Below are 26379 nucleotides of genomic sequence, written 5' to 3' on the forward strand. Positions count from 1 at the left end.
CCTATTTTTTTGAATGTCTCTCTTGCTGCACTGCCGGAGTATATAAAGAAGAGCAGTCCAAGCGTAATAATCTTGAACTGCTGTTTTATATATAGGATTCCTTATTTTACACCTAGCAAGCGATAGATGACAACAGCTGCCTGCGCTCGTGTTGCAGCGTCATTCGGCTGCATTTTATCGGCAGAAACTCCCTTAATGATTTGCTCATTTACTGCCATTGCAATATCATTAGCCATAGATTCTGTCAGCCCGGAAATATCGGAGTATTGACTTAAATCATCACCTGCCTGAGGACTGTCCGCCCCCTGATGAAATAGTCTGATTGCCCGCCCGGCCAATACAGCCATTTCAGCACGAGTAATCGCTTCATTCGGGCCAAATACCCCGTTTCCACGGCCTGTAATTAAACTGCTCGCGGCAGCGGCAGCTACGTAAGGCGCATACCAGTCAGACTCTTTAATATCAGGGAATGGCTGTGATGAGTCTGTATGATTCAACTTGTACAGCCTGACCAGCATCGCTGCAAATTGTGCCCTTGTCACAGGTGCGTCGGGAGCAAAGCTTCCTTCCCCTTTTCCATTTACAATGCCGTTTGCAGCAAGCACTTCAATTGCGCGTCCTGCCCATTGCTTGACACGGTCAATATCATTAAATGCGACCTTGTTTTCCAGTATAGCGAAGGTGGAAGCACCGCCTATGAATGCTGCATAGCTGCTGCTGAGCATTTCGCCTCTAATCCATTCAGGGCTGCCTTGGCCAAGATCAGCCATTACGAGCAGCTCCTGATCGAAGTCCCCGTCGGCCGGCAATTCCAGACGAATCGGCTTTTGGAAAACAGGCTGCTCAGTTCCATTAATTTTCAATTGTATACGATAAGCAAGCGAGGCAAGGGTCTGCTCCAAATGGCCTGCTTCCGGCAAATCTACTTCTGTAATTTGCAATTCTGTCTTACCATTAAATTGTTCTGGATCAAAGCTTACAGTCACGCCCGACCATTTTACAGAGACATCCAGCAAACCAGCATCCTGTAGCTTCTTTAAAAGCTGTTCATCCAGAATTAAAGATAGGCGGTCTGCTTCAGCGGAACCTAAATCCATAATCAAATTCGCCTGCAAGGCTGAAGCGGATGGATCAAGCTTTCTTAACAGCTCATTCAGATGCTTCACGGATGCTTGAACACTCGCAATTTGCTCCAGCAGCACCTGTCCGCCAAGTTCAGCAGCTGCGGCGCCAGCATTAATGGAGACGGCAGAGCTCAGGTCCAGTATGCTTATTTGTTCCAGCACAACTGCAATTCGTTCCGTTCCAGCAGCAATCAAGGCAGCCTGTTCAGACGCATCTGCGCCAGCCAGCTTTTGATCCATACCTTTCAAATATTCCTCCAGCTCCGCAATAGGAGTAGTTGGCTTCGGATCGATAATCATTCCTCCTCCTGGATAGGTTGGTAGCGGGCTTAACTCATAAATGCGCACCTCTAGTGGGCCATACGTTTGCTGCAAACGATTCTGACTGACTGCGATGCTGCTCCCTGCTTTCCAATCCTTCACCTGCATGCCTGCAGCTATGCTGAAAGATGCCTCCAGCTCCTCTTTGCTGCTGTTAACTGCAGCAAGATACGTTTTTCCGTTTACTTGACGGCTCATCCAGTGCAGATGCTCGCTTTCGCCGCTAATTACCTTCACATTTGTATCTGGTTTATCGGACAAAATAAATGCCTGCAAATCTTCTATTTCTTGGGCTACCGCGTTTACATGGCCTAGCAATTTTTCATAGGCTTGTCCGCTCGCATCATTTTTCAGATCGAATAAAGAATAAAACAGTATTCCTCTGGCACCCTCAGTAATATATTGCCAGGCCATATTGCGCATTTCCTGCTCGGTCGGAGGACGAAGCCCGCCTTGTCCGTAGTTGCCTACATTTTGCGCTTGTACGACCGCCCACTGCCCTTTTTTGCCAAGCATTGCTGTTGTCTCTTTCTGCAGTTCACCAGGCTCACTGATCGGATCGGTTTCGAGCCCTTTAATTGGATAAACATCTAACCCGAAAATATCTGTCGTTTTGTCCAGAGTATTTGCATTCGGCAAATTAAAATCGACAGTATAAGCTGGATGGTTCGGATCATTCGCTTTCACCGCTTCATAATGGCTCGCCAGACGATCATCATTCGGTGACTCATCATTCAAATACCAAGCCAGCAAAGCCGGATGGTTCTTGTAACGATTCGCAAAATCGCTAATCATTTCAACAGCATCCTCATCGCTTTCAATACCCTCAGGCGCCCATGTCGACCCGTAATAAAAATCCTTCAGCGAAAAGATAACGGATTTGCCGTACTGCTGGGCAAGATCAAGCTGCTGCTCAGACGGATAATCATAAGGCAGCAGTGTATTGATCGGGCTGTCCTTCAGCTCCTCCAGCTCTGAAGCCATAATTTTGTCTGCATATATGCCGATCGGCAGAAACAGCTTACCGTCTCTCCAAAATCTACCCTCCCCATCCACATAGGATCTTGGCTTCTCAGCACCACTGGAAAGCTTCTGAATTGTCCATTCCTTGGAATCAACAACCATATCGGCAGAAAGGGCTTCTACCCTGACTTTATAAGTACCAGGAGCCAAATGTAGAGAAGCAAATGTGGTATCTATGCTTGCAGCGCCAGTAAACTCCTTTGCATCCAGTACAGAGTCGTCTGTTCCTAATAAGAGGGCACGCAGGGTATAAGCTGTCAAATCAGCACCAATTGCCGGCTCAGCCGAAACCTCAATCGGACTGTTCTCTCCAGGCAGAATAAGTCCACGATAATTCGGAAACTTAAGCTGTGTTTGCAGCAGTTTAGGCATAACTGAATAGATTTGCAAATCGTCGAACCAAACCGTACCTGTCGAGCCTCTTGTGTATAAGGTTAAATCTGCCTGTGCCGCATTAGCTGGAGCTGTTAGCAGCGGTATGCGCAGCAGCGTCCATTGCTCAGGCTTAATCGGGTTGACATAAGAGCCGGTTAACCAATCTCCGGATGAATCAATGACATCCAGTGCAAGCAACGCGCCTTCTTCTTCTGTTACGCCTTCTGTTTTTACCCACACTTCAGCGTAATATCCCATGCCAGGGGTGACAGAAAATCTGAATTGCGGTGAAATATTGTTTGCTCCATTATCATACTTCAAGGAGCGATTGCCTGTACGGGATACGGTAGCATCATAGCTCGTCGAGCTTGTTATCCATATATCCTGTTCTTCGTCCTCTTCGAATGAAGTTTCATATCCTGTGATGGCATTGCTGCTTGACGATTTCTTGTATATCTTGACATCGTCAAACCATACCGTACCCGTGCCGTCCTTGCTCAAATAAAGCGAAACCTGCGTTCTTGTCGCATCCTCTGGAATGGTGTACGTTGGCAGCTTCAGCAATGTCCAGTCCTCTGCTACAATGCCTTCTGTATATTGCCCGCCCTTCCAATCGTCACCGTCGTAAGCCTCTAAAGCGATTCTTGCTTTATCGGCGCCGGCAACATTTTTTGTTTTAATCATCACTGTAGCATAATAAGTGGAGCCGGGCTCCAAATTAATTTGATACTTAGGATATTCGTATTCATTGGGGTCCGTCCGCTCATATTTCAAGGAATGCGTACCGCTATAAGCCTCCGAATCATCATAGCTAGTTGCGGCCGTAATCCAATCCTGCTTCTCTGTATCATCAAAGTTTTCTTCAAACACCAATTCATCGCCGCTGGCTGCGTAAGCAACCGAAGACGAGCGGTCTGTCCCGCTTGGAACGAGCCCTAGCTGAAGCACGAGAGCTGCTGCAATAATTAAGCTGAGCCACTTTTTTTTCATTTCTTCCACCTAACCTTCCACCTCATAGATGTGTACTTGCAATGGTACGAATGAATCTGTAAATGTGCTTGTTGTTACCGGCAATACACGCCCTTCCTTAGGCACCTTTACTTGCTGCGCTCCCGCAACTTGAAAGGATGCGGTTTGATTCGTTTTTTCATTATTCACCGCAAAAATATAGGTTTTGTTGTTATACTGCTTGACTGTCCAGTTCAACCAGCTGCCGCCAGTTGCCGTTGTCAGCGGCGCCGCTTCGATAGACAAGAGCTGCGGCACGAACTCTTCTACCTCTGCTGCAACCTGCTTCACGTTTCCTAGCAAAGTCGAATAAGGCTGCCCGCTGGCATCGTTTTGCAAATCAAACAGAGAGTAGAACATAAGACCGGTAGCACCCTCAGTTAAATACTGCCATGACATATTGCGCAATTCTGCGAGTGTAGGCGGACGAGTGCCGCCTTGCCCGTAATTGGCAAGATTATGCGCTTGAACGACCGGCCATTGCCCACGAAATGGAAGCGCATTCAAAGAATCCCTTTGATAACGGCCAGGCTCGCTTATCGGATCGGATGAAAGCCCCTTTACGACATAACGATCCATGCCAAATATATCGGAAGACCGCATGAAATTGTCCGGGCTTGGAACATTATAATCTACGATATATGCCGGATGATCGGTATCATTGGCAATTACGGCTTCATAATGAGCAGGCAATCTCGCATCAAGCGGCGCTTCATCATTCAAATACCAAGCGAGCAAAGCCGGATGAGATTTGAACCAGTTCACATGCTGGGCGATATAATTGGCCTCATCTGCCACACTCGTAATAAATGAAGGGGCATGCGGAGAGCCGTAGTAAAAATCTTTAAAGGAATAGATGACCTTTATGCCATAGCTATTGGCTAAATCCAGCTTGGCTGCATCAGGGTGCACATAAGGCAAAATCGTATTAATTGAACTATTGTTAAGTTCCAGCAATTCAGCTGCTGTAATGTCGGAAGTATAAATGCCTATCGGAAAAAATAAACTTCCATCCTTCCATAGCCTGCCGTATTTATCAACATAGTTGGCTGGAGCTGAGGCCGTTTTCGTAATCGGCTTTTCGATATAGCCCTTCACTTGCCCTGTTGATGTTTTAATTAATTGAATAACAAGCTTGTAGCTTCCATTCGCGAGTGCAGAGCCGTCAAATATCGTTGCCGTAGACTGCTGGCCAGTATAAGAGGCAGAATTTATTACAGTGCCTGCCTGATCATACAAACTGATTTTTGTCGTATATCCGCTGAAATCAGCCGACCAGGCATAGGGGATCGTCTTCACTCTTATGTCTGTATGATCCCTATTAAACAGCTTGCCGCGATAGGACGGATAATCAAGGTAGGCATAAACCAATTGGCTTGGCTGAATCTCATACACGTTCAGGTCATCAAACCATGCTGTCCCTGTTGTGCCTTGCTCCAAATAGAGTGAAATGCTTATTTTAGCTGTGTTTGCCGGCAGCGTATACATCGGAACGGTAAGCTTTGTCCATTGTCCCGCTCGAATGCCGTTCACATATTTCCCTCCCAGCCATGCATTCGTTGAGCTGAGCGCTTCAATAGCTATCGTTGCGCCGCCTGAGCTGCTAAGTCCCGAGGTTTTAATCCATACAGTAGCGTAATAGCTTTCACCAGCGCTTGCAGGCAGACTCTTAGCAGGATATACATAGCTGGAGCTTGAAGAGCGAGTATATTTTAAAGATTGTGCAGAAGATCGATACTGGCTCGAATCATAGCTGGTTGATGCTGAAAGCCAATCTGTATCGCCGCTATTTTCGAACGGCGTCTCATATACAAGCAGATCAAAGGCCGCATGCGCAGGTATAGCCGTTTTTAATCCATAAAGCATGGTCGTACAAATTACAGCTGACATAAACAAGATAAAAAATCGAAGCTTTTTATACATGTTGTCATCCACCTTTCGCTTTTACCCACTCAGTCACTTCTTTCGTAATAATATTTCCGCCTAATTCTTTCCACTGGTCCACATAATCATCGAATGCTTCCAGCGGCAATTCGCCCATAATGATCATCGTGTAAGTGTCTAGCGTGAGCTTTTCGAGGATAGGCGTGACCCCGCTCATCGTCTTGGTTGGCGGGCCATAAAACTCATTCATCTGAATAAGCCGGTGATCAATTTTATCCCTGATATGCGACCATGCGCTAATCTCGCCATACATCCCTTCTTCAAACCAATACTGATTTGCTCCTTGCCGATAAGCCAGGATATTGTCGTAGTAGCCTTTTTCCACGGTATTCAGTTCATTTGAGATGCCTGACTTCAAAGCTTCCTGTATATGGAGATAGTTTTTATAGCTGCCGTTTTCCGGCCATGTATAGACTAATGGATAGTTATTGTATAAAAAACCGTCCTTGCCAATGAAAAAACGTTCCCATTGCGGCTCCACATAACCGCGGTATACCATTAAATTAAGCAAATGAACGAGCGCTTCGGGATGCTTTGTTCCTTTTTTAACGACAAAATAGCTATAGACTGGAAAATTGTATTCCACCTTGGCTGGCATATCATTTATAGAAGGAATGCCATATGCTCGCCAATCCGCATCAGGCTCGGCATCCTTACTTGCCTGCAAGGGATAGGTCGGGTTCCACCAGGCTCCATACTGCATTCCTACCTTGCCGGCTACGATTTCCTCCGCCATATAATTTTGATCCTTTACAGAAAACTCCGGGTCGAGCTGCCCATCCTTATACATTTCCTGCAAAGCAGCTAATGCAGCCTTTACCTCAGGCTGTATGCCGCCAAAGGCGATCTGTCCGTCGCTTGCCTTAATCCAGCTTGAAGGATAAGCGTGAAAACCATTTAAAAATCCTTTCAGGGAGGCCACATTAATCCGATTATGCAAGCCCATGTTAAGTCCAAGCCCGAACGTATCCGACTTGCCGTTCCCATCCGGATCAAGCTTTGTGAATGCTTCCGAAATTTTTATAACGTCCTGCATCGTTTCTGGCTCTGGCAAACCGAGGCGCTTCAGCCAATCATGTCGAATCCAAAGCACTTGCGATTGATCCGTGGTTGAAGCTCCTTGCGGGATCGCCATCAGCCTTCCATCAAACTCTGCTGTTTCCAGCGCATTCGGAATTTCTTCAAGCATTCTGCGTGCATCGGCAGATGCATGTGTCTCATAGACATCGGTCAAATCCTCGATCAAGCCCGCTTTAACAAGCTGTTTGAGCTGCAGGCTGTCCACCTCGAATATATCTGGAATCTCGCCTGTCAATATCGAAGCGTTAAGTCTCTGATTATAGTCTTCCGTTCCTTTTGTCGTCGTCCACAAATATTTAATCTGTATGCCGAGTGTATCCAAGTAATCTCTGCTCCACACATTGTTCGTCAGCGATTCCCCCGCCCGGAACACAGTGCTGTCATTTAAATTACGCACAGCAGTAAGCGTTATCGCAGGGTCAAATTTCGGAAACGGGCCTGATTGCACAGTTTCTCCGGCCGTATCTTTTTTCCCAGCCAGATACAAGCCAGCCGCAACTAAGGCAGCCAGTAAGATTGCTATAATTAGTCCGCGTTTCCGATTAAACATGACCGCTTGCTCCTTCCGGTTAATGCTTTTCTATCTATTTTTTGATTTTATCTAGTACAGCTTGGGCAGCTGTGTCGCCTTTCTTCAGCAGCTCCTCTATATCCAGCTTGCCGGCCAAATACTCTGTGAACAGAGGATCAATCGCACCAATCCACTCTTCCCAAAGCGGATTATCGCCGACATTGGATGCATACTCCATGCTGTCCAGAAACACCTTGATATTGGCCGGATTTCCTTGATGCTTGGATAAAGCCGCGTCTGCCATCGCTTTATTGGCTGTAATGCCTTCTGCCAAAGAAGCGTTCAGTTCCTGTGCTTCATCGCTAAGGAAATATTGAATAAACTTCCAGCCAGCTTCTTTCTCAGCTTCGCTTGCTTTTGCATCCAGCACCCAGGAATTAGCAACGAGCGCGCTGTAATTCACACCGCCAACACCCTTTGGCATAAGCGCTACATCATAATTGATACCTTCCTGATCGTTTGACAGTCTTCTGGCAAAATTATCATAGAACATCGCCGTAATGCCGCGCGGGAACCATGTGCCATGATTTGGCGTAACTTCCCCTTCTTGCTCCAATAAGCCTGGCGTTAAGCCTTCATCCCAAAACTTTTTCATGTAAATCAAAGCTTCTTTTACTTTCGGATCGCTCGCAAATGTGCTCTTCATACGCGTTTCGTCCAGCAGGTCTCCGCCGAACTGACGGATCGTCGTATACCAGCCGTAACGGAAATGGTTGGCAAGGCCAATACCGTATTGCTTATTATCTTTATTCGTCAGCTTCTGAGCAGCGGCGTACACATCGTCTGTCGTCCAGTCTGCTGTCGGGTAAGCAACATTCGCGGCATCAAACATATCTTTATTATAGTACAAGACGTTTACTTGAATAGCTTGCGGAACTGCGAAATACTCGCCTTTTGCATTTTTAATGGCATCAAATCCGTAGTAGTCCTGAAGCGAAATTTCTTTCAAGCGCTCTGTCAAATTTTCAATGGCGCCTTCTTCGGCGTATTGTGCAATATATGGGCCATCAAGTAAAAATACAGTTGGGCCATCGCCCGAAGCCAAATCAACTTTCAAGTTAGTATAATGTGTCCCCCAGTCTGTACCCAAATCTTCTACTGTAATATGCTCGTTTTTCTCCATAAACTCATCGATAATTTTTCCGAACGTTTCTCTTGCTGTTTCATCGGCGTAGTAGGCAACCTGAATCTTAACCGGCTCTTCCTTAGGCGATTCGCTAGGTGCTGGCGATTGATTTTTGCCGCTGTCCGGCGTGGAAGAACTTCCGGCATTTCCTCCATTATTCGAGGAGCAGCCTGCCAAAATCATAGTAAATAGTAAAATAAAAATTGTGACTGCCTTCGTTGCTTTTTTCATTTTAACCCTCCTGAATTTGTTATATATGCATCAAGGATTATTATCCTTTGACACCGGATGTCGCGATACTTTTCACGAAATAGGGCTGTGCTGTAATAAATAGAATAATAACCGGCAGCACAAGCAATACGTTGCCCGCCATCTCCAGCTCCGGGCGAGAATTGTATTGTCCCGTGGACAGATCGCGTATTTTCAGCACCATCGTCCATAAGTCGCTGTTTTTGCCAATAAAGATCATCGGATACAGTATTTCCGCCCACTTTTCTTGAAAGGTCAGAATAGCTAAAGTGATTAATGGAGATATCATCAGCGGCAGATGAATACGGGAGTAAATCTTGAACCACCCAGCTCCATCAACCTTTGCAGCTTCATCCATTTCTTTGGGAATGGTACGGTAAAATTGTCTTAATAAAATAATGCCGAAGGCTGAAGCTAAAAAAGCAGGAATAATTAGCGGATAATGGGTGCCTAGCCAGCCCAGCTCTTTAAAAATTAAAAACTGCGGTATCATCGTCACCTGAGACGGCAGAAATATAGAGATGACGGCAAAGCCAAACACAATATTTTTACCCGGGAATGAAATCCTTGCGAGAGCAAATGCGACCAGGCTGCACGATAATACGGTGCCGATCATAGCTAGCCCTGTCACCTTCACGCTATTGAAAAAATACAGCATAAACGGATGCCCTTTTTCAGGGAACAGCAGTCTCGTGTAATTTTCCCATTGCGGAGCAGCGGGCAGCCATTTGAATGCATTTAAAAACTCGCCATTCGTTTTTAAGGATGCTAGAATCATCCACACAAATGGCAATAGCATACTTATTGCCCCAAGCAGTAAAATAATTGTAAAGATGATCGTGCTCGTGCCGATCTTTGTTCTTTTTCTTTTGTTCGCGGCGATACTGGCCAATTGTCCTGCCTCCTATTCTTCGTAATGAACCAATCGTTTCTGTAAAAACAGGACGATAAGCGTTACGATAATCATGCATAGGAACGATACCCATGCAATGAGCGATGCATAGCCCATATCCATAAAACGAAATGCTTTTTCATAGAGATATACCATCAGATGCGTATCCGAATATTTGTTATAGCGATTGAACACCATCGTAAAATGCTGGTCGAAGGCCTGGAACGCACTGGATATCGAAATAATGACAATTAAAAATGTCGTTGGAGATATCATTGGCACTGTAATGTTTCGAAATCTTTGCCAAACGTTTACACCGTCAATTTCAGCCGATTCATATAGTGAATCCGGAATATTGTTAAGCCCAATAAAATAAATGAACATCGCATAGCCAAGACCCTTCCATACGGCTACTAGCGCTAAGCTGGGAATAATGGTATCCGAGCCAATTCCTAGAAAAGCGATATCGGACATGCCAAACCAGCCTATTATTTGATTGACGATGCCAATTTCCGGAGCAAGCAGCCAAATCCAAACCATACCGATTACAAACCAGGATGGAATAGCCGGGAAATAGTAGATTGCGCGAAGCCAATCCGACCATCTGCCTTTGATCAGTCGTTTGGAGTAGCTCAGCATCACTGCAAAAACAAGCGGTATGACAACCTGAATCGGCACATAAATGAGTGAATAATACCAAGTATTTTTAAAAGCCGTCATAAACACCTGGTCCGCTAAAAGCATGCGTATATTGTCCAGCCCGTTGAACAGCGGCGGCGATATGACCTTAAATCGTGTAAAAGAATAATATAAGGACATGCAAGCTGGGATTATAAACAACATTAAAGCGCCAATTACATACGGTGTAATGAATAAATAGCCTGTAAAATAATCCGAGGCTTTGCGTCGCATCATGTCACCTCTCTTTCCGGCAGTTTTTGTAATCGTTTTCTAACCGCTTGCTTAATTATAAAATTGAACCTCCGCCCAATCTATTTCCGTCTCTTTACTTTCTCAGCCTTTTGTTTACTTGTTCGTGCAAAAAGAGTACTTGCACGCAAAACAGGCCTCCGAGAGCTTCTCGGCAGCCTGCTTTTGCGGTGCATTTCTGTGGAGGGTGTCGATTCATTGTCGATAGGGCAATAAGCAATTGAAAGGGAGGTTACTACGATCAAGTTAACTGTATTTCCTCAGGCCGTTGATAAACGCTAACGGAACTGAGACACGCTATTGTACGGAAATCAGCTTATTCTGAAATCTAAAGGAACTGAGAGACCTTATTTACTCAAAATCACTACCTAGACGGGGAAAGATCACCTATAGCGCTCCACAGTTCCGTTACAGTTTTAAAACACCTTTTTATTACTAAATAGAGCCTCTCAGTTCCGTTACAATTCTAAACAAATGGCATAACGACTTTTGCTCGATTATTTAACCCACTACCCCATCTATTTCCGTCTCTTTACTTTCTCAGCCTTTTGTTTATTTGTTCGGGAGAAACATGAATTTGCATGCGAAAACAGGCCACCGAGAGGTTCTCGGCAGCCTGCTTTGAGGTTCTTTTCGTTTGGGCTTACGACCACTGTTGTACGCCAATTTCTCAGCATATATAAAACCTGAATGGTTAAAATTGGCCTACAAGGCGGATGCTACCATCTCTCAAGTCCCAATTTTGCTCTCCGTTACTCTTTTTTTGCTTACCATTCTATTGATAAGCAGGATTCATCACACGCACCTTGTAAAAAGCCGCGCCCGTTAATGTCCGAGTGTAAGTTGGATTTACAAAGTCAACACTGTCGGTGCACCAGCCATTAAAGACACATGCGCCGACGGGTACTTTCGCATAGTCGGGCTGCGTAGAGATGATTTGACCAGATAATTGATTGCTGACGCTCTTAACTGCTTCTCGGTCAGCGCCAGCGCTTCCAGCATATGAGGAGTCAAATGTATTCGTCGATTTGACATACTGGTAAACATGCTTAGCTGTTGATATCCACAACCGGTCCGTATTTCCATATACCGGCTGAAGCTCATGACCAGAAGGGTTAGGCATTGGATCGCCATTGCCCCTATATTGCTGTGGCAGATCGACCTTCAACACCTCTTGGATAGTTGGTGCATCATCGGTTCCATTCACACTTAATGCTACCAAATGATAATCACCAAGCGCCCACAAAAGTGATTTCTCTGGATCCCATAGCACACCATGCGCGCCAGTCAAATCATATTGGGCATACTCGGCTGAATCCGGCCCCTGCGATGCGGTGTATATCCGAACCCAGTGACCGTGGCTTGCAGCCACCGCTACATTTCCATTTGGCAACAATTCTGCGGCATGCGGATTGCCTCCTACATTAACTCCCCATTGCTTACTGTTCCCCGCGGGATACGGCACAACAGCAGCCAAACCCTTAGAATCTGCAATAACGAGCCATTGTCCGCCGAATACATCACTTTTGCGAAGTCTTAAATCGCTCGGATCTTCAAATGCATTGGTCAATCCACTGAAACCATTTGCTGCACTCGGCGCCCATTCCCATATAATCGATGAAGGATCATTCCATTCTGTGGCATTCGGATCAAAAAACATAATCTTGTCATTTTTCTGGTCACCGCCGCCAATTGGATGGTCAAATACAACCGCAGTAGCAGACTCAGGCTGTTGGTACTCCAGATTTATGAAATGAGCCTTATAAATCGCTGCTCCGGTAAGAGTACGAGTCATTCCAGGAGCAAAAAAATCAACCGTATCCGTACACCAACTATTTGAACAGCCAACCTTCGGCGTTGTTTGAGCAGCCTGTCCCGTTATAAGATCGCTGCCAGCACTTCTCACATTAGCACGGTTCATCTCACCAGACCCTGAGTACGAAGTCGAGAATGTGTTTGTTGTTTTATTGTACTGATATACACCTGAATTAGTTGGCACCCATAGCTTGTCTGTATCCCCATAAACAGGCTGGACATCACGACCGCCGGTCGTAGGTAAATTTACTTTCAAGTACTCTGTCAGTACAGGAGCAGAACGGGAACCGCCAACGAGCAAAGCGACTAAATGATTGTCGCCGATTGCCCAAAGTACATTTCCTAGGGGATCCCACATTACTCCACGTGCTCCTGGCAAGGTATATGACGCATACGTATCCGAGGAAGAGTGAAGGGCTGATGTGTAAACTCGAACCCAATTTCCTTGACTTGCAGCGATGGCGATATTACCGTTTGGCAGCAATTCCGCGGATTGAGGGTTGCCGCCAACATTCAATCCCCATTTTTTACTGTTTCCTGAAGGATAAGGTACAATGGCTGCCAATCCTTCTGAATCTGTAACAATTGCCCATTGACCGCCGAATACAGAATTATTGCGAATCTTCAAGTCAGTGGGCAGCCCCCATGCGGCTAGTAAGCTATCAAAACCGTTTGCAGCTGTCGGTTTCCATGACCAGACAAGCGCCTGACTGCTATTCCAATCTGTTGCATTGGCATCCATAATCATGACACGGTCACCATTTTGCTCAGTAATGCCGATAAGCTTTGGATTATAAGTTAAAGTAGTTGCGCTAGCATGTATATTCCAAACCAAAGATAGTGTTAAAGAAGTGATTATAAGAAGACTGATCCAGAAAATTTTCTTAGAAGCACGAACTGACATCATTTCATTTGTCTCCTTTCGAAATAAGAATCGACTTACAATTCGTGTATACCCGTTTCGCAGTATGATTTCGAACTTCATACATAATCGGTCCATCATACCCCACTTCTTGCAATGCACTTAGCGTATCCTGCCAATCAATCGTTCCTTCTCCCGGATACCAGTGCTGCTCGTCAACGGCATCATTATCAGATATATGAGTTGTAATAATTTTGTCGCCGATTTTACGAATGAAATCTCCGGGAGTTTCATAAAAAAGATGATTAACATCGGCACATACCCGCAGCTCAGGATTATCTGCAAGCAGCATAAGCATTTCATCTGCCGAATGAGCCAGACATGTTCGCGGCAAGCATTCAGCGGCAAGCCTTGCACCACGCCCAGCAGCATACCTCGCAAGAATACCAAGAGAAAGGGAGGCTAGACGAAGCCTCTCCGCTCGCGCTTCCACCGCTATTGGTTCAAAGCTGGGATGTATAACCAGTGTATTGATGTTTCGATCACAAGCAAAATCAATTAGGCGGATCAAACCGGAAATGGCACTATCTCGTACGACATCATCCACTGATGAAGGGTCCCAATCATCTCCGTAAGGTAGGTGCAAGGACCATACGCGGATTCCGCAGCGCTCTGCGTCGCGGATAATGCGGTCACATTGTGCTAGAGCTGAATCCGATAACATATTTGCCGCGCGCCAGGTTACTTCGATACATGCAATGCCAACTGCAGACAACTCTTTCAAATTCTGCGGCACTGCTGCGTTGATAGACATCCCCAATGCCCTATCGGTTTGAAGTTGATAAGCGCACATTTTGGTTCATCCCCTTCCCCTTACTATGAATTCATTTGATTCACTTCATCGATGATTTCCTGCCCGTGATTTTTGTAGAAATAATCAACCCACTTTTCAAAGGCATCGATGGATTCGGAGCCTGTTACTATTTTCATTTTCATTTCATCAAAATAGGTGATCAAATCCGGCAAATATTGCGATGTTACCGATCCGGCAATTTTCATTTTATTATAAATACCGAATTCCGCATTCGCTTTAACGTCTTCGTAGAAGCCTGGTTTAACTTCATCAGCCAGCTTGCTGTATTCAATCCGCTCCGGATCAGGCAGCATATGTGAAGAGGAGTACATTAGACGATAGCTAAACCGGTATTTGTCAGCAAGCGCTTCAGGCGTTAATTGCGAATCTGGAATCTCCTCCAGGTATTTACCGCCAAGCAATGAGCTGTGAACCCCTACTTCGCCCATATTAATGCGGTCCCCCATCGTGCTCGTATATTCGGTATCTGGATCGGGCTCCATAAACCAGTTAAGCAGTTTTGCAATAGCTTCCGCTTGCTCTGGTGTCGTACCTTGTGTAATCGTCCAATACATACTAATATTGTCGCCTCTTGGCAATCCCTGCTGTCCCTCTGCTCCTTTCAATGGAGGCAGCAATACCAGTTCAGCGTTTGGATCGGACTTTTTAATGTTAGCTGCAATCCGGCCACGCGTTGCATTTGCCAGGAAGCTTGCCGCACCGTACTTTCCGCTTGTTATTTTCTCTTCCAGCTTACTGTAATCTAATACCATAGATTCCTTATCATAAACACCAGATGCATACATATCTCGGAAATAAGCTAACGCTTGCTTGGCGCCAGGCGTAATAAAATCAGGTATAAGCTTGCCATCAACTTGCTGCCAATTAATTGAATTAGACTGTGTATCTAAATTTACACCGAAAGGAAAAGCAAGTGTGTTGTCCATAAAGACCAGATTTTTCTGACTGGCAAAGCCGTACGTATCATTTTTGTTATTACCATCCGGATCTTGCTCCGTAAACGCCTTCATAACTTCCATGAACTGCTCCGTAGTTTCAGGCATAGGCAGTTGCAGCTTATCCAGCCAATCTTTACGAATATAAGTAACTGTTGGATTTTGCAAGCTGGAAGTAGGAGCCGGAATGGCATATTTCTTCCCCAAATACGTAACATTGCGCATGTCTTCATCACTGAGGTAACGCTTTAAATTCGGCACATGCTCTCCGATCAGATCATCGACTGGGATAATAATTCCGCTGTTAGCCCAGTTAATCATATCCGTTTTCGTAGAGAGGACAAGATTTGGGAAATCTCCTGCTCCCATTAGCATTTGTTTCTTCTGATTGAACTGAGCAGAGTCACGTGGTAAAAGAATCCATTCAATTTCCAAATTCGGAAACGATTCTTTAAAAATATTCGTCCATTTATTATCATTTGGATCGACATTAGCCGGCATATCATATAAGCCATTCATGATGGAAATTTTCACTGGTTTCCCCGTAGATGATTCATCAGGTGAATTGGACGAGCCCAATGTGGTTGTAGACGATGGCGTCGTCGATGTTTGGCTGGATGGCGAAGCGGGATTATTTCCTCCGCATGCTGACAGCAAGAGTGCTGTTATAGAAATAAGCATTAGGATGGAACTCATTTTCTTTCCCATAAAGTCCTTTTTCAAAGAAACCCTCTCCTTATTTTTCATGTTCTCTATTTAGTTCAATACAAATTAAGCTTTAACAGCACCTAGTGTAATCCCTTTAACAAAATGCTTTTGCAAGAACGGATACACTACAACAATTGGCAATGTAGATACCACAATAACAGCCATTTTAAGCGTTTCAGTCCCAAGTGTTCCTTGTAAGTCTAGCTCGGCCATCGTTTGGGCATCGACAGATGATTGTGTGAAAATCATCATTTGTACGATTAACTGCAGCGGAAACAGGGACTGGGATTGAATGTACATAACTCCGGGCGTGAAAATATTCCAAAAATGAACAGCAGCAAAAAGACCAATGGTTGCTAATATAGGCTTGGAAATCGGCAGGTACACAAAGGCTAGCGTCTGCAGATCGTTACTGCCATCTATTGAGGCAGATTCCTCTAGCTCAGAAGGCAGCTGCTCAAAAAAACTTTTGACCAATATCATGTAATATACACTCATCATACCTGGTAAAATTAACGCCCAGATCGTATTATACAATCCCAAATTCCGAATATTCAGGAAATTCGGAATAATCCCTGCATTAAAAAACATTGTGACTAGAAAGTACAGCATGACAGTCCGTCTAGCCAGCAGTCGCTTGCGTGAAAGTGCGTAGCCAGTAGTTGTGACCGTAATCAACGAAAATAAAGTCCCTGCTAAGGTGACAATAATCGTCACTTTCAACGAATTCATAAACATTGGATTACGGAACACTTCCCGGTATGCATGCAAATTGAATTCCTGCGGAATAAATCCTACTTGACCGGTCATAACCATTGCATTGCTGCTGAATGACTTTGCGATAACATTAACGAACGGCAGCAGCATAGAGGCACCGATCAGTAACATAAATACAATAATTAGCCTGTTGAACATCTTTTCATTCTTCGTTAGCAGAAGTGTCACCTCCAATGATGCGAAAAGCACACGGATATACTTACCACAGCGCCCCTCCTGCTCTGCGGCTCAAACGATTGGCAAGAACAATTAGTGTAAATCCGATTATTGACTGAAATAAACCCACGGCTGTTGTATAGCTATACTTGCCTTGGAACAATCCCAACCGGAAAACATAGGTGGACAAAACATCACCAACCTCATAAACATTTGGAGAATACAGCACATAAATTTGCTCGAAGTCGCTTCCCATCATATTACCAATTCGCAGAACTAGTAAAACTACGATCGTCGGCATTATGGCAGGCAATGTAACATGAAGGGCTTGCTTGAACCTTCCAGCACCATCTATAACCGCCGCATCATAATATTCTGGATTAACTCCAGTTATGGCAGCCAGATAAATAATTGCCCCCCACCCCATGTTTTTCCATAGCTCAGTAACAATTAAAATGGTCCGGAATGCTTTTGGATCTGTAAGCAAAAATTCACTATAACGCTCACCGCCAAACCATTCTGTAATCGTAGCCAAGACGCCAGTATTTGGAGATAAAATGGCCACGGCGAAGCCGCCGACTACAACCCAAGATAAAAAATGCGGAAAATAAGTTACCGTCTGCATCCACCGCTTGAATACAACATTGCGGATCTCGTTCAACAATAACGCGAACAAAATTGGTCCGGGAAAAGCGAATAAAATTTGATAGAGATTGAGCACAATTGTATTTTTGAATGCCCGCCAAAAGAGGACCGCATCGAACAGTTCCTTAAAGTTCTGCAGCCCTATCCACTTGCTGCCCCAAATGCCATGCAACGGATTAAACTGTTTAAAAGCAATCAATATTCCGTACATAGGCAAATAACTAAAAACGAATGTCGCTGCAATGCCTGGCAAGAGTAACAGCAATAAATACTTCTGGCTGATTAGCGTACGAAGAAAGCGACGCTCGCCGGTTTGTTTAAAGACCCCCTTGATTTGAATATTCGTTCACCCCCTTGCTTTGGATTTGAGCAGAGCCGCGATATACTGGAATCGCTTACACCTCAAATCATAACGAAGCTCCGGGGATGAACATAGAGTACGTCTTTATGAAACACAGTGGGTTTTTATGAATATGGCGACCTTCAGTTTTTTGGGTAAAGCATCACTTTTATAGATCCGCGTATTTGCTGGACTTTTGGGGATGAAATTAGCTGGAAATAGATTGTTGCCTGAATTGTCCTGGCGTGCAGCCCTCATATTTTTTAAAAAAGCGCGCGAAGCTTTGCGTGTTATTGTAGCCTACGGATTGAGCGATATCATCCAAAGACAGGCTAGGCTGCTCAATTAGGCGCAGCTTACTATTTTCGATTCGAATCCGGTTCATATAATCGATAAAGTTAAAGTTTGTTTCGTCCTTGAACAGCTTACTCATATACGCCGCATTTAAACCGATGCGATCAGCAACGCTCTCCAGCGTCAAATCGTTCATATATTCCACACCAAGAATGACAATCGCTTGACGAATTTTCGGATGAATACTAGAAATGCCAGCTACCTCGTTTAGTCTTTCAATGATTTCCCCAAGTACACGCTCAAGCCAATCACGAAGTTCAGATTCTGACTTCAGAGTGGCAAGCTGGTGAAATAGCGGCCGTCGCATAAACTCCTGATAAACGGCGAAATTCGTTCCCTCCAAACGGATCAAGACTGCTGAAAGAAGCTTTAACACAATGTTCATCACCTGTGACCATGACAGATCTCGAAAATCGCCAAACCAATCGAACAGTTCATTCAACGTATCAACAGAAATAGATGGATCCCGAACCGCTATAGCATGACCCATTTTCTTCTCAAATAACGAAAGGGGATTAATCGTGTTTTGCGCAAAATCCGAATCTGGAGCTGCCGATTGGCAAGCAAGCTCATAGCGCGCTTTATGGTAGGAATGATAAATTTTTTCCAGTTCTTCTACTGTCTCGCCAACGCCAATAAGAGGCGAAACATCTGCCAATTCAGGATCAGGAAAGGTAAACAAGCGGGCAAACTCCAAAATCTTATCACAATCATCGGTTGGTGCATTCAACAAAACGGCTATGACATCTATCTCGAGCTCAATAGCAACGCCGTCAAGCTCCAGCTCGGCCATTATACGTTCTGCTCTATTAAGCCAAGCTAACTGTGCAATCGTCCGGGTACGAATGCTTTCCTCCTCATGCATTCGGGACGCCAGACCTCCAACCAGCACAACTGTAAAAAAACGATGGGGCAATTGTATATTCAAAAAAGCCAGCTGCTCTATTATGGCCGCTCGATCCATCTCATAACCCGTCATTACACGCTGCAACAGCTTGCTTATCATAAGCAGTCTGTTGTTCTCCACAAAACGTTCAAGATCAGTTTTACTGTTTAATACATGCATATAGGCATCTCTTATTAATTGAAATTCGTTATGGCGTAATTGCTTGCCTGATCCATGAGGAAGCACTCGTGTGACCAGTTTTTGCAGCGGGCTATACAAATAACGTCCATAGACAATAGAGCAGGCAATAGCGACTACAATGGTTGTTAACAGTACCAGCAGCGTCAATTGGTTAGCAACAGACAATCGGCTGGTCAGTCTTTCCATAGGCAGCATGCTAATAAGCTGCCAGCGACTAATTTCTGAACTCGTGTAGGAAACCGCAAATTTTGTTTCCCCCCACTCCATCACTTGATAATCTGAATTATTTACTTGCGTTGCTCCCGTTGAATAGAGTGACTTCTCGATTCCCTCTGTACAAGCCGAGCCATTGCACCATAATGGGCTTCCATTGGCATCTAGAACAATCGTAGTGTCCAAATCTGATAATCGAAGCGGATTGAATATATCTGCAAACCGATTTTCTTCAACTATAAGAAGGATAGAGCCAACATTTCGATAGGCAGCATTCTGGACAGGGCGAACCATAACAAACACTTGCCGCCCGTCAAGTTTCTGCAGAAAAAAACGCGGCTGATGCATCGCACCTGAAAGTGCAGTTAATTCTTTTTCAACTGCACTCATCTCATCACGAGTACGGAAGAAAGTGCCTGTTTCTTTATCGGCGCCTATCATGTAATCGAATTTGTCAAAGTGCAAATAAATCCCCGAAAGAAATCGGCTCTCGGCTTGCAGATTATCCAGCTTGAGGATTAAATCGTTAAATGATTTGGCATCTGAGCTATACTCCTCCTGCATAAATACCGATAGCTTAGGCTGATTAAGGAGATTAGCGGCAACATAAACCATCTCGCTAAACATCATATCCCCGTTCGTCTTTGCCTGCTCTAGCAATTGTTTATTCGCCGAACCGACTTCTTGCAGCATACTTTCGGTATAATGATCATGCAATACATACACAGTCAGGCTAGTAGGAAGTACAGCCATAAGCAGTAATCCGATAATTAATTTATACAAAAATTTCATTTTTTCGGTGCTTAACAACCGGCGTTTCATCCTTATATATCCCCCCTATGTAAATGAACGCTTATGAACCATGAATTTTTTGCTATGTTGTCAACTCGATGATCGGCTGGTCGTGAGTAAATCGGATAAGCAGCTTTTCGTCTGGTGAAATGAATTTCACAACTTCTTTTTCGGCATGTATCACTCGAATATTTATGCCTTCTTCTAATTCTCTTGTCACGATTAAATCCATCAGCCGCCCGCACAGTTGTATATCACGCAGCGCCATGTTGTTCCAAGCTTTAAGCAATCTTGGAACGCATTCGAAAGAATCCAGTGCAACTGGTTTAATTCCAAACATTCCTTCTGTAAATACTCTCCCATACAACGCACATTCCGCCGACAAATGGCGTTGATTACCTTCCGGGTAAGCTTCAACCGGATAAGGAACATGTTCACCCAACAGTCTCTTTCTCGCATAAGCACTCAAATAGGGCATGACACGTTCTGTTTCTCCCGCATTAAAGGCAGCACGAAAACCGTACAGTGTAGAACGATCCCAAAAAGTTGTGTCACCAGCCTGTGTAGCTAACCCGTCTGGCGTCCAAAGTCTAGAATCAAACATTGCTTCCAGCGTACCCTCTTGCCGCTGCATAATTCCCATCGTAAGCGGCAGACAAATCCATGAGCGTAATACATCATTTCCTTCGTAATAACGATATGTAGCAAAACCTTCGACTTCAGCTCCAAAATATCGCTCAATCGCCTCTGCCAATTCCTTTGCTTCTGCCTCGAAAGCTTCTGTCTCTGCTGTTTTCCCCAGTGATCTCGCTAAACTTGCGGCATTCCGCAACGCACCATATCCAAGCGAGGAAGTTGACAAATTTGCTTCGCCGGAAGGGAATCGATTTTCTAGCTCATCCGAATCGGAGGCGATAATTCCTTCACTTGTTAGTTTGCTTCGATTGTATTCTAAACACCAACAGATGGATGGCCATAGCTCTTCCGCAATTGCCCTGTCACCTAGAATAAGCGCAAAGAGAGAAGCGCCATACGCATACATAGCCGCATCACCGCGATCACCTGCGCCTTCCCATATGTCTGTGCCTTCTGCAATGATTGAAGTTGGAATCGGATCAAACTTCGGTCCCATAAAAGGCATAAAAAGCCGGTAAGCATTCAACGAAGCTGCGATGCCAACCGGGTCGTTAAGGAAAGCAAAAAAAGGCCCCGCATATTCCACCTGATCGTTGGTCCAAACCGCTGCATAAAAAATGCCGCCCCCTGGACTATGCATAAGACCGCTTTTTGTTTCATAAATACTCTCCATTAAGCGCAATTTAGCAAGGGCAAATCCCTCGTTCAGTACCGGATCTGGTGTTTCGAGCCTCAGGAAGCGAGCCGACCGTCGAACAAGCCCCTCTCTCTTCGCCTTCTCCTGCTGCCAATCGATTATCGGTGCGTCCTCCATAATGCCTCGCCCGTGTACTATCAAAGCAAAAGTTGTTCGCTCATTAGGATGTAAACGTACCGTTGCGGGTGCATTGCATATTGACTCCAACACATAAATCCCCTTAACACCCCGTCGATGGTACGTGCTATTTGGAGCTTCGATCTCTATTTCCACCATCTTATCGGATTGATTGGTCAATTCGATCATTTCCACATAAGCATGTAAATCCGTTGACGGAAACATACTTCGAACAATAGCAATACCTGCTTCAGTATGCGAATAGACAGTAAGTACGCCGTCAAACGTAATCCGATTGGGTTTCTCTACCCCGATAGACTTGCCGCAAATGCTAAGCTGAAGCGAAAGTTCCACACTAAATTCTTTGGTTAGGCTTGCATGTGTATCATTGGGAATTGTGCGCAGGGCCGGCCAAATCAGCAAACGACTTAGCTGAAGTTCCCCGTTCGCATTAACGCCATACCTTATAATCGACGATATCGCCATTCCGCTCATTTCAATATGATCTTCATGAGGCAAGTGGTTATCAGAACCTACTTCCCAGCAAATCCCCCCTGTTTCATTCAGCTTCCATCGACTAGTTGACTCATTTTGCTTCAAGTGTCATCGCTCCTAAATAGAATAATTGATAGATGATCCGCAAAAAATTCTGCTAGTGCACTCATGATGAATCGAAGTGTTTTTAAATTACTCCGCTTATTATTGCTCGTTTTTGCTCATTTTTTAAAATAATTTTAGATATACGCGCATAATTACACATTACAATACTATATCAGAGCAAAAACAAGCGCAATGGTTTATTCCGGGCTGTTGAAAAAGTATTTTTCCAACGAAGCTGGCGAAATTGTCAATTCATTGTGAATGATGCAATAAGCAATAAAAGAGGCGGCTCACAAAGTATTGACATGGTCACACGTTCGGCTATTTGTAATTTACTTTCGACCAACGTGAGAAGCTGATTGGAGCACTTGCTTTGTAAATTGTAACGGTCACAAATGACCGTAGGAGCCTTGTTTTCCGCCATTTGAATTGTAAACGGACAAAAATGTCCCTTACATAGCTTTTCCCCCTTAAAATAGCTTATTTGGTCGTGTAAAGGTCACTAGTGTCCGTTACAATTATTTTCAAGCCATTTTTGCCAGCCAAGGGTCACTAATGTCCGTTAGAGTTCTTCTAATACAAGGATAAACGGCTCCACCGTCCTTTGGAAAGACACGTTTACCGATGATGATAAGAACAAGTTTGTAGAAAAAACTTATAAATCCTTATAATTTAACAAAAAAAATCAAATCCTGCATTAAGCAGAATTTGATTTCCCTCGCGCTTTAACGGCGCCACTTCAGCTTATTTTATTTTTGTTTAAGAGCCTTCTCAAACCGCTCAAGACCTTCCAGCAGCAGAGAACGCGGTGTCCCGAAATTGACTCGCAAAAAGCCTGCGCCTTCGGCTCCAAACATAGAGCCTTCATTAAAAGCAACTCTAGCTTTATTGAACATCAAATCTTTAAGCACCTCAGGATCTGCGCTGATTTCTCGGCAATCGAACCAGGCCAGATACGTTCCCTCCGGCCTGTACATCTTAACCCCAGGCAGCTGATTGGCGACAAATTGCTCCATATCGTCAATATTTTGCTGCAAATAAGCAAGCAGTTCTTCCAGCCATTGCTCGCCTTGGCGGTAGCATGCCTCCACTGCTACTTGAGCAAAGCAATTTTCCATTGATATCGCAAACGTCTGCAATCTAAAATTAAATCGCTCCCTAAGTTCAGGATCGGCTATAATAGCAAGCGAGGAATGCAGCCCCGCGATATTAAAGGTTTTGCTAGGCGCAATGCAAGCGACCGTCTGCTTGGCAATCGCATCAGACAGCGAGGCAAACGGAATATGCTTATGTCCTTTGTACACAATATCCCCGTGAATTTCATCGGATAGCACAAACACGCCATGCTTTACGCATAAATTTCCAATTTCCGTTAGTTCTTCTTTCGTCCATACACGTCCTACCGGATTATGAGGATGGCATAAAATTAATATTTTTACTTTATCCTCAATTATTTGCCGCTCCATTTCGGCCAAGTCCAGCTCATATCGTCCGCTCTCTGTAAGCACAAGCTGGTTTGCGACAATATTACGCCCGTGAGAAGAAATGATGCGATAAAACGGATGGTATACAGGCACTTGAATCATTACATTGTCGCCCGGCTCTGTCAACAGCTCTACTAAAATGCTTAACGCTGTAACGACACCTGGACAGCCCACTATCCAACTCTGATCGAAGGACCATTGATGCTTCCGTTCCTGCCAGGATGCAACGGCTTCCAAATAAGAAGGACTGCGGTATGTATAACCGAATATGCCATGAGCAGCCCGCTCCTTCATCGCTTCTATCGCTGCTGGAGGCGCCTCAAAGTCCATATCGGCAACCCACATAGGAAGAATATCCGCTTGTCCAAACATCGTCTCAACCTGATCCCATTTTACGCTAGCTGTCCCTCTTCTCTCTATGACTTTGTCGAAATTATACATAGATGCCATAATGCAACCCCTCCAGCTGTATGATGTACTAAAATGAAATTTCAATCTAGTTTGATATGCAATAACTCTAACTATCATACCACAAATCACGATTTTATTATTCTACACCTTCTTATGTACCCTTAACGAATAAATCCCCCAAACCAGTTTTCAAGCAAGCATGGGGGATTATTTTAAAGCTTAATGATTGCCTAGAGCTTGTCGAGCATAGCCGAATACTTACCCTACAGGATTATCGCCTTTATTGCCTTTATCCGGCTCGCCTGTTGGCTCGTTGCCCTTGCCTTCCTTTTTTTCTCGACCCTTACCTGGTCCTTTTCCTGATTCTTTACCGGATTCTGCGGCAGGTTCTTTGCCAGATTCTTTACCCTTATCAGGCTTGCCGCCTTTCTCACTGTCGCCGCCTTTGCCTTGATGACCTTTTTCTTTCCCTGCGTCTTCGCCCTTCCCGTGCTTTTGCTCCTTTTCCTTGTCCTTTTCCTTTTCTTCTTTTCCTTCATGGTTCTTAGCTGTTTCCTTGCCATGCTTGTCTTGCTTGTCTTGCTTCTCCGGTTTGTCTTGTCTTTCTTGCTGATCCTGCTGCTCCGGTTCTCCTTGCTCATTTTGATTCGTCTGTTTTGCTTCTTGTTCCTTATTTTCTTTTTGGTTTTTGCCCTTGCCATGGCCGGGACCATGTTTACCGGGACCTTTTCCTCCTGGCATAATATTACCTCCTTAAATATGCTTTACATATTCGGCGAATGAACGCTTTTTATATGCTGAATATTGGTGTATAACGTTTTGCCTTCCGCTGTAATCATATGAACAACATTGTTCTCGATTCCTTTTAATAAGCCTATTTTGTTAGGGCTTTTCCCTAAATCGAAAACGACAATTTTGTTTTCCAGCTTTTTCAGCTGCTCATCAAAAGAACGGGATAATGGAAGATCGGAAGGACTTACCGGAAAATGTTTTTTATCCAAAAGATAAGGTGTGTGGGAGTTGCTGTAAGGAATAAGCCATTTCAAGTGGTTAAGCGGAATAAACATCGTTCTGTACACAGGGGTATAAAATTCAAAATAATTGGTCATTACATGGGTAATATAACCGTGAATTGAGTGGTTTCCAGAAATAAATATTTCTATAAATACCCCTTTGGCATTTGTTAAAATTTTTCTGTAGGATGTCTGCTTTTCATTATTAATCGGTTTTTCAGGAAGAGCGGAGAAGTCTGAAATACTTTTGAGCGTGTTCATACTGACGTTAAGAATATGAATAGAAGGAATATAAATATAGCGTTCACCATTGTACAAAACTAGAATATCTTGGCCTACATCTATTAAAACGCCGGTATGCCATTTGTCCCCATGCATTTCAACATCAATAACCGCTCCAAGCTTCATCTGAAAAAAATCCATCTATTTCACCTCCTCTCTCATAAACATCTGTGTTCATACGTATAAACAAAGGAGGCTTTCTTATAAATCGACCATTTTACGAGAGTAGCTAGAATAGGAAGGTAAAAAAATCACGCACATTTAAACCTTCACCCCACATGGAGCGAAGTTATCTATTTAGATTTCATTACAAGGGGCAGAGGAGGTCGAATAATTAGGATTCAGCATAGAGACTCTTCCTCCCCCTGCTTAATTACTGATAAATTAATTTTTTTCGTTGTTGTTATCGCTATTTTTTTCGTTGCTTTTATCGTTATTTTCTTGTTTCTTGTTGTCTTGCTGAGGTTCTTTTCTAACGCCGTAGGAAACATTTTTAATATGGTAGTTATAAATAGTTACCAATTCATGATTCACAACCATATTAATATAGTCGTCTGTCATTTCGGCTAATACGCCTTGCACGCTTTCATGGCCGCCTCGGTTTATTTGACACCATAGATTTTTCATGCCTCTTAACAGCCCTACGAAATTATCCGCCTCCATAATTTTCAATGCAGGCTGCACAGGCTCAACCTCTACATATTCTGGGGAATTTTTTGTATTTTGAGTAATGCTCTTTACATGCTGAGTGTTGTAATAAATAAGTCCATCCTTTTCATTGTAAATGACGACATAATCGGAACCGGCCGCAACAACACGGCCTTGTCTGGATTCAGGGCCTCCACGATCCAATCTTACTTCCTTGCCTATAAGAGTTAAATAATCAAACGCCATATCTATCAATTCACCTTCCGTAAATATATTTTTTTTACATAATG

The 26379-nt window shown here is 44.2% G+C and carries 17 protein-coding genes; all 17 read right to left on the bottom strand.

Annotated features, from left to right (window positions below; genetic code table 11):
- Positions 1–101 precede the first annotated feature (101 nt).
- Entirely contained in the window at positions 102–3833 is a 3732-nt protein-coding gene (locus ACRRU2_RS17860) for an S-layer homology domain-containing protein (RefSeq protein ID WP_432503746.1), read from the bottom strand.
- 9 nt (positions 3834–3842) lie between these two features.
- Positions 3843–5774 carry a hypothetical protein gene (locus ACRRU2_RS17865; RefSeq protein WP_432503702.1) on the bottom strand — a complete coding sequence of 644 codons (1932 nt, stop codon included), beginning with the start codon at positions 5772–5774 and terminating at the stop codon, positions 3843–3845.
- A gap of 4 nt (positions 5775–5778) precedes the next feature.
- Positions 5779–7425 (bottom strand): extracellular solute-binding protein, encoded by a 1647-nt coding sequence (locus ACRRU2_RS17870; RefSeq protein WP_432503704.1) that lies wholly within the window; start codon positions 7423–7425, stop codon positions 5779–5781.
- Positions 7426–7459: 34 nt separating this feature from the next.
- Positions 7460–8803, bottom strand: a complete 1344-nt coding sequence (locus ACRRU2_RS17875; RefSeq protein ID WP_432503706.1) for an ABC transporter substrate-binding protein — start codon at positions 8801–8803, stop codon at positions 7460–7462.
- 40 nt (positions 8804–8843) lie between these two features.
- Positions 8844–9713, bottom strand: coding sequence for a carbohydrate ABC transporter permease (locus ACRRU2_RS17880; protein ID WP_432503708.1), 870 nt, complete (start codon positions 9711–9713; stop codon positions 8844–8846).
- Between the two features lie 12 nt (positions 9714–9725).
- Positions 9726–10628 (bottom strand): carbohydrate ABC transporter permease, encoded by a 903-nt coding sequence (locus ACRRU2_RS17885; RefSeq protein ID WP_432503711.1) that lies wholly within the window; start codon positions 10626–10628, stop codon positions 9726–9728.
- 790 nt (positions 10629–11418) lie between these two features.
- Positions 11419–13365 carry a DUF6528 family protein gene (locus ACRRU2_RS17890; protein WP_432503713.1) on the bottom strand — a complete coding sequence of 649 codons (1947 nt, stop codon included), beginning with the start codon at positions 13363–13365 and terminating at the stop codon, positions 11419–11421.
- A 1-nt stretch (position 13366) separates the two neighbouring features.
- On the bottom strand, positions 13367–14173 hold the full coding sequence (locus ACRRU2_RS17895) for a sugar phosphate isomerase/epimerase family protein (protein WP_432503714.1): 807 nt from the start codon (positions 14171–14173) through the stop codon (positions 13367–13369).
- A 23-nt stretch (positions 14174–14196) separates the two neighbouring features.
- Complete coding sequence (locus ACRRU2_RS17900) at positions 14197–15852, bottom strand: extracellular solute-binding protein (RefSeq protein WP_432503716.1); 1656 nt, start codon at positions 15850–15852, stop codon at positions 14197–14199.
- Between the two features lie 48 nt (positions 15853–15900).
- Positions 15901–16752, bottom strand: a complete 852-nt coding sequence (locus ACRRU2_RS17905; RefSeq protein ID WP_432503718.1) for a carbohydrate ABC transporter permease — start codon at positions 16750–16752, stop codon at positions 15901–15903.
- Positions 16753–16813: 61 nt separating this feature from the next.
- On the bottom strand, positions 16814–17755 hold the full coding sequence (locus ACRRU2_RS17910; protein ID WP_432503748.1) for an ABC transporter permease: 942 nt from the start codon (positions 17753–17755) through the stop codon (positions 16814–16816).
- Between the two features lie 208 nt (positions 17756–17963).
- On the bottom strand, positions 17964–20231 hold the full coding sequence (locus tag ACRRU2_RS17915) for a helix-turn-helix domain-containing protein (RefSeq protein ID WP_432503721.1): 2268 nt from the start codon (positions 20229–20231) through the stop codon (positions 17964–17966).
- 52 nt (positions 20232–20283) lie between these two features.
- Positions 20284–22251 (bottom strand): hypothetical protein, encoded by a 1968-nt coding sequence (locus ACRRU2_RS17920; protein ID WP_432503723.1) that lies wholly within the window; start codon positions 22249–22251, stop codon positions 20284–20286.
- A 749-nt stretch (positions 22252–23000) separates the two neighbouring features.
- Positions 23001–24185 (bottom strand): MalY/PatB family protein, encoded by a 1185-nt coding sequence (locus tag ACRRU2_RS17925; protein WP_432503726.1) that lies wholly within the window; start codon positions 24183–24185, stop codon positions 23001–23003.
- Positions 24186–24404: 219 nt separating this feature from the next.
- A complete protein-coding gene (locus ACRRU2_RS17930) occupies positions 24405–24887 on the bottom strand; it encodes a hypothetical protein (RefSeq protein WP_331702532.1) in 483 nt (160 codons plus the stop codon).
- Positions 24888–24910: 23 nt separating this feature from the next.
- The gene (locus ACRRU2_RS17935) at positions 24911–25582 is read right to left on the bottom strand and encodes a DUF2642 domain-containing protein (protein WP_331702531.1); all 672 of its coding nucleotides are present in this window, start codon (positions 25580–25582) and stop codon (positions 24911–24913) included.
- A gap of 243 nt (positions 25583–25825) precedes the next feature.
- Positions 25826–26335, bottom strand: coding sequence for a hypothetical protein (locus tag ACRRU2_RS17940; RefSeq protein WP_331702529.1), 510 nt, complete (start codon positions 26333–26335; stop codon positions 25826–25828).
- Positions 26336–26379 lie beyond the last annotated feature (44 nt).

This window comes from Paenibacillus sp. GXUN7292, from assembly GCF_050864975.1.
Taxonomy (GTDB): Bacteria; Bacillota; Bacilli; order Paenibacillales; family Paenibacillaceae; genus Pristimantibacillus.

What these genes read in the sequence shown, in the direction of transcription:
- ACRRU2_RS17860 (WP_432503746.1), bottom strand. Translation starts at nt 3,833, where the DNA reads ATGAAAAAAAAGTGGCTCAGCTTAATTATTGCAGCAGCTCTCGTGCTT.
- ACRRU2_RS17865 (WP_432503702.1), bottom strand. Translation starts at nt 5,774, where the DNA reads ATGTATAAAAAGCTTCGATTTTTTATCTTGTTTATGTCAGCTGTAATT.
- ACRRU2_RS17870 (WP_432503704.1), bottom strand. Translation starts at nt 7,425, where the DNA reads ATGTTTAATCGGAAACGCGGACTAATTATAGCAATCTTACTGGCTGCC.
- ACRRU2_RS17875 (WP_432503706.1), bottom strand. Translation starts at nt 8,803, where the DNA reads ATGAAAAAAGCAACGAAGGCAGTCACAATTTTTATTTTACTATTTACT.
- ACRRU2_RS17885 (WP_432503711.1), bottom strand. Translation starts at nt 10,628, where the DNA reads ATGATGCGACGCAAAGCCTCGGATTATTTTACAGGCTATTTATTCATT.
- ACRRU2_RS17890 (WP_432503713.1), bottom strand. Translation starts at nt 13,365, where the DNA reads ATGATGTCAGTTCGTGCTTCTAAGAAAATTTTCTGGATCAGTCTTCTT.
- ACRRU2_RS17895 (WP_432503714.1), bottom strand. Translation starts at nt 14,173, where the DNA reads ATGTGCGCTTATCAACTTCAAACCGATAGGGCATTGGGGATGTCTATC.
- ACRRU2_RS17905 (WP_432503718.1), bottom strand. Translation starts at nt 16,752, where the DNA reads ATGTTCAACAGGCTAATTATTGTATTTATGTTACTGATCGGTGCCTCT.
- ACRRU2_RS17915 (WP_432503721.1), bottom strand. Translation starts at nt 20,231, where the DNA reads ATGAAACGCCGGTTGTTAAGCACCGAAAAAATGAAATTTTTGTATAAA.
- ACRRU2_RS17925 (WP_432503726.1), bottom strand. Translation starts at nt 24,185, where the DNA reads ATGGCATCTATGTATAATTTCGACAAAGTCATAGAGAGAAGAGGGACA.
- ACRRU2_RS17930 (WP_331702532.1), bottom strand. Translation starts at nt 24,887, where the DNA reads ATGCCAGGAGGAAAAGGTCCCGGTAAACATGGTCCCGGCCATGGCAAG.
- ACRRU2_RS17935 (WP_331702531.1), bottom strand. Translation starts at nt 25,582, where the DNA reads ATGGATTTTTTTCAGATGAAGCTTGGAGCGGTTATTGATGTTGAAATG.
- ACRRU2_RS17940 (WP_331702529.1), bottom strand. Translation starts at nt 26,335, where the DNA reads ATGGCGTTTGATTATTTAACTCTTATAGGCAAGGAAGTAAGATTGGAT.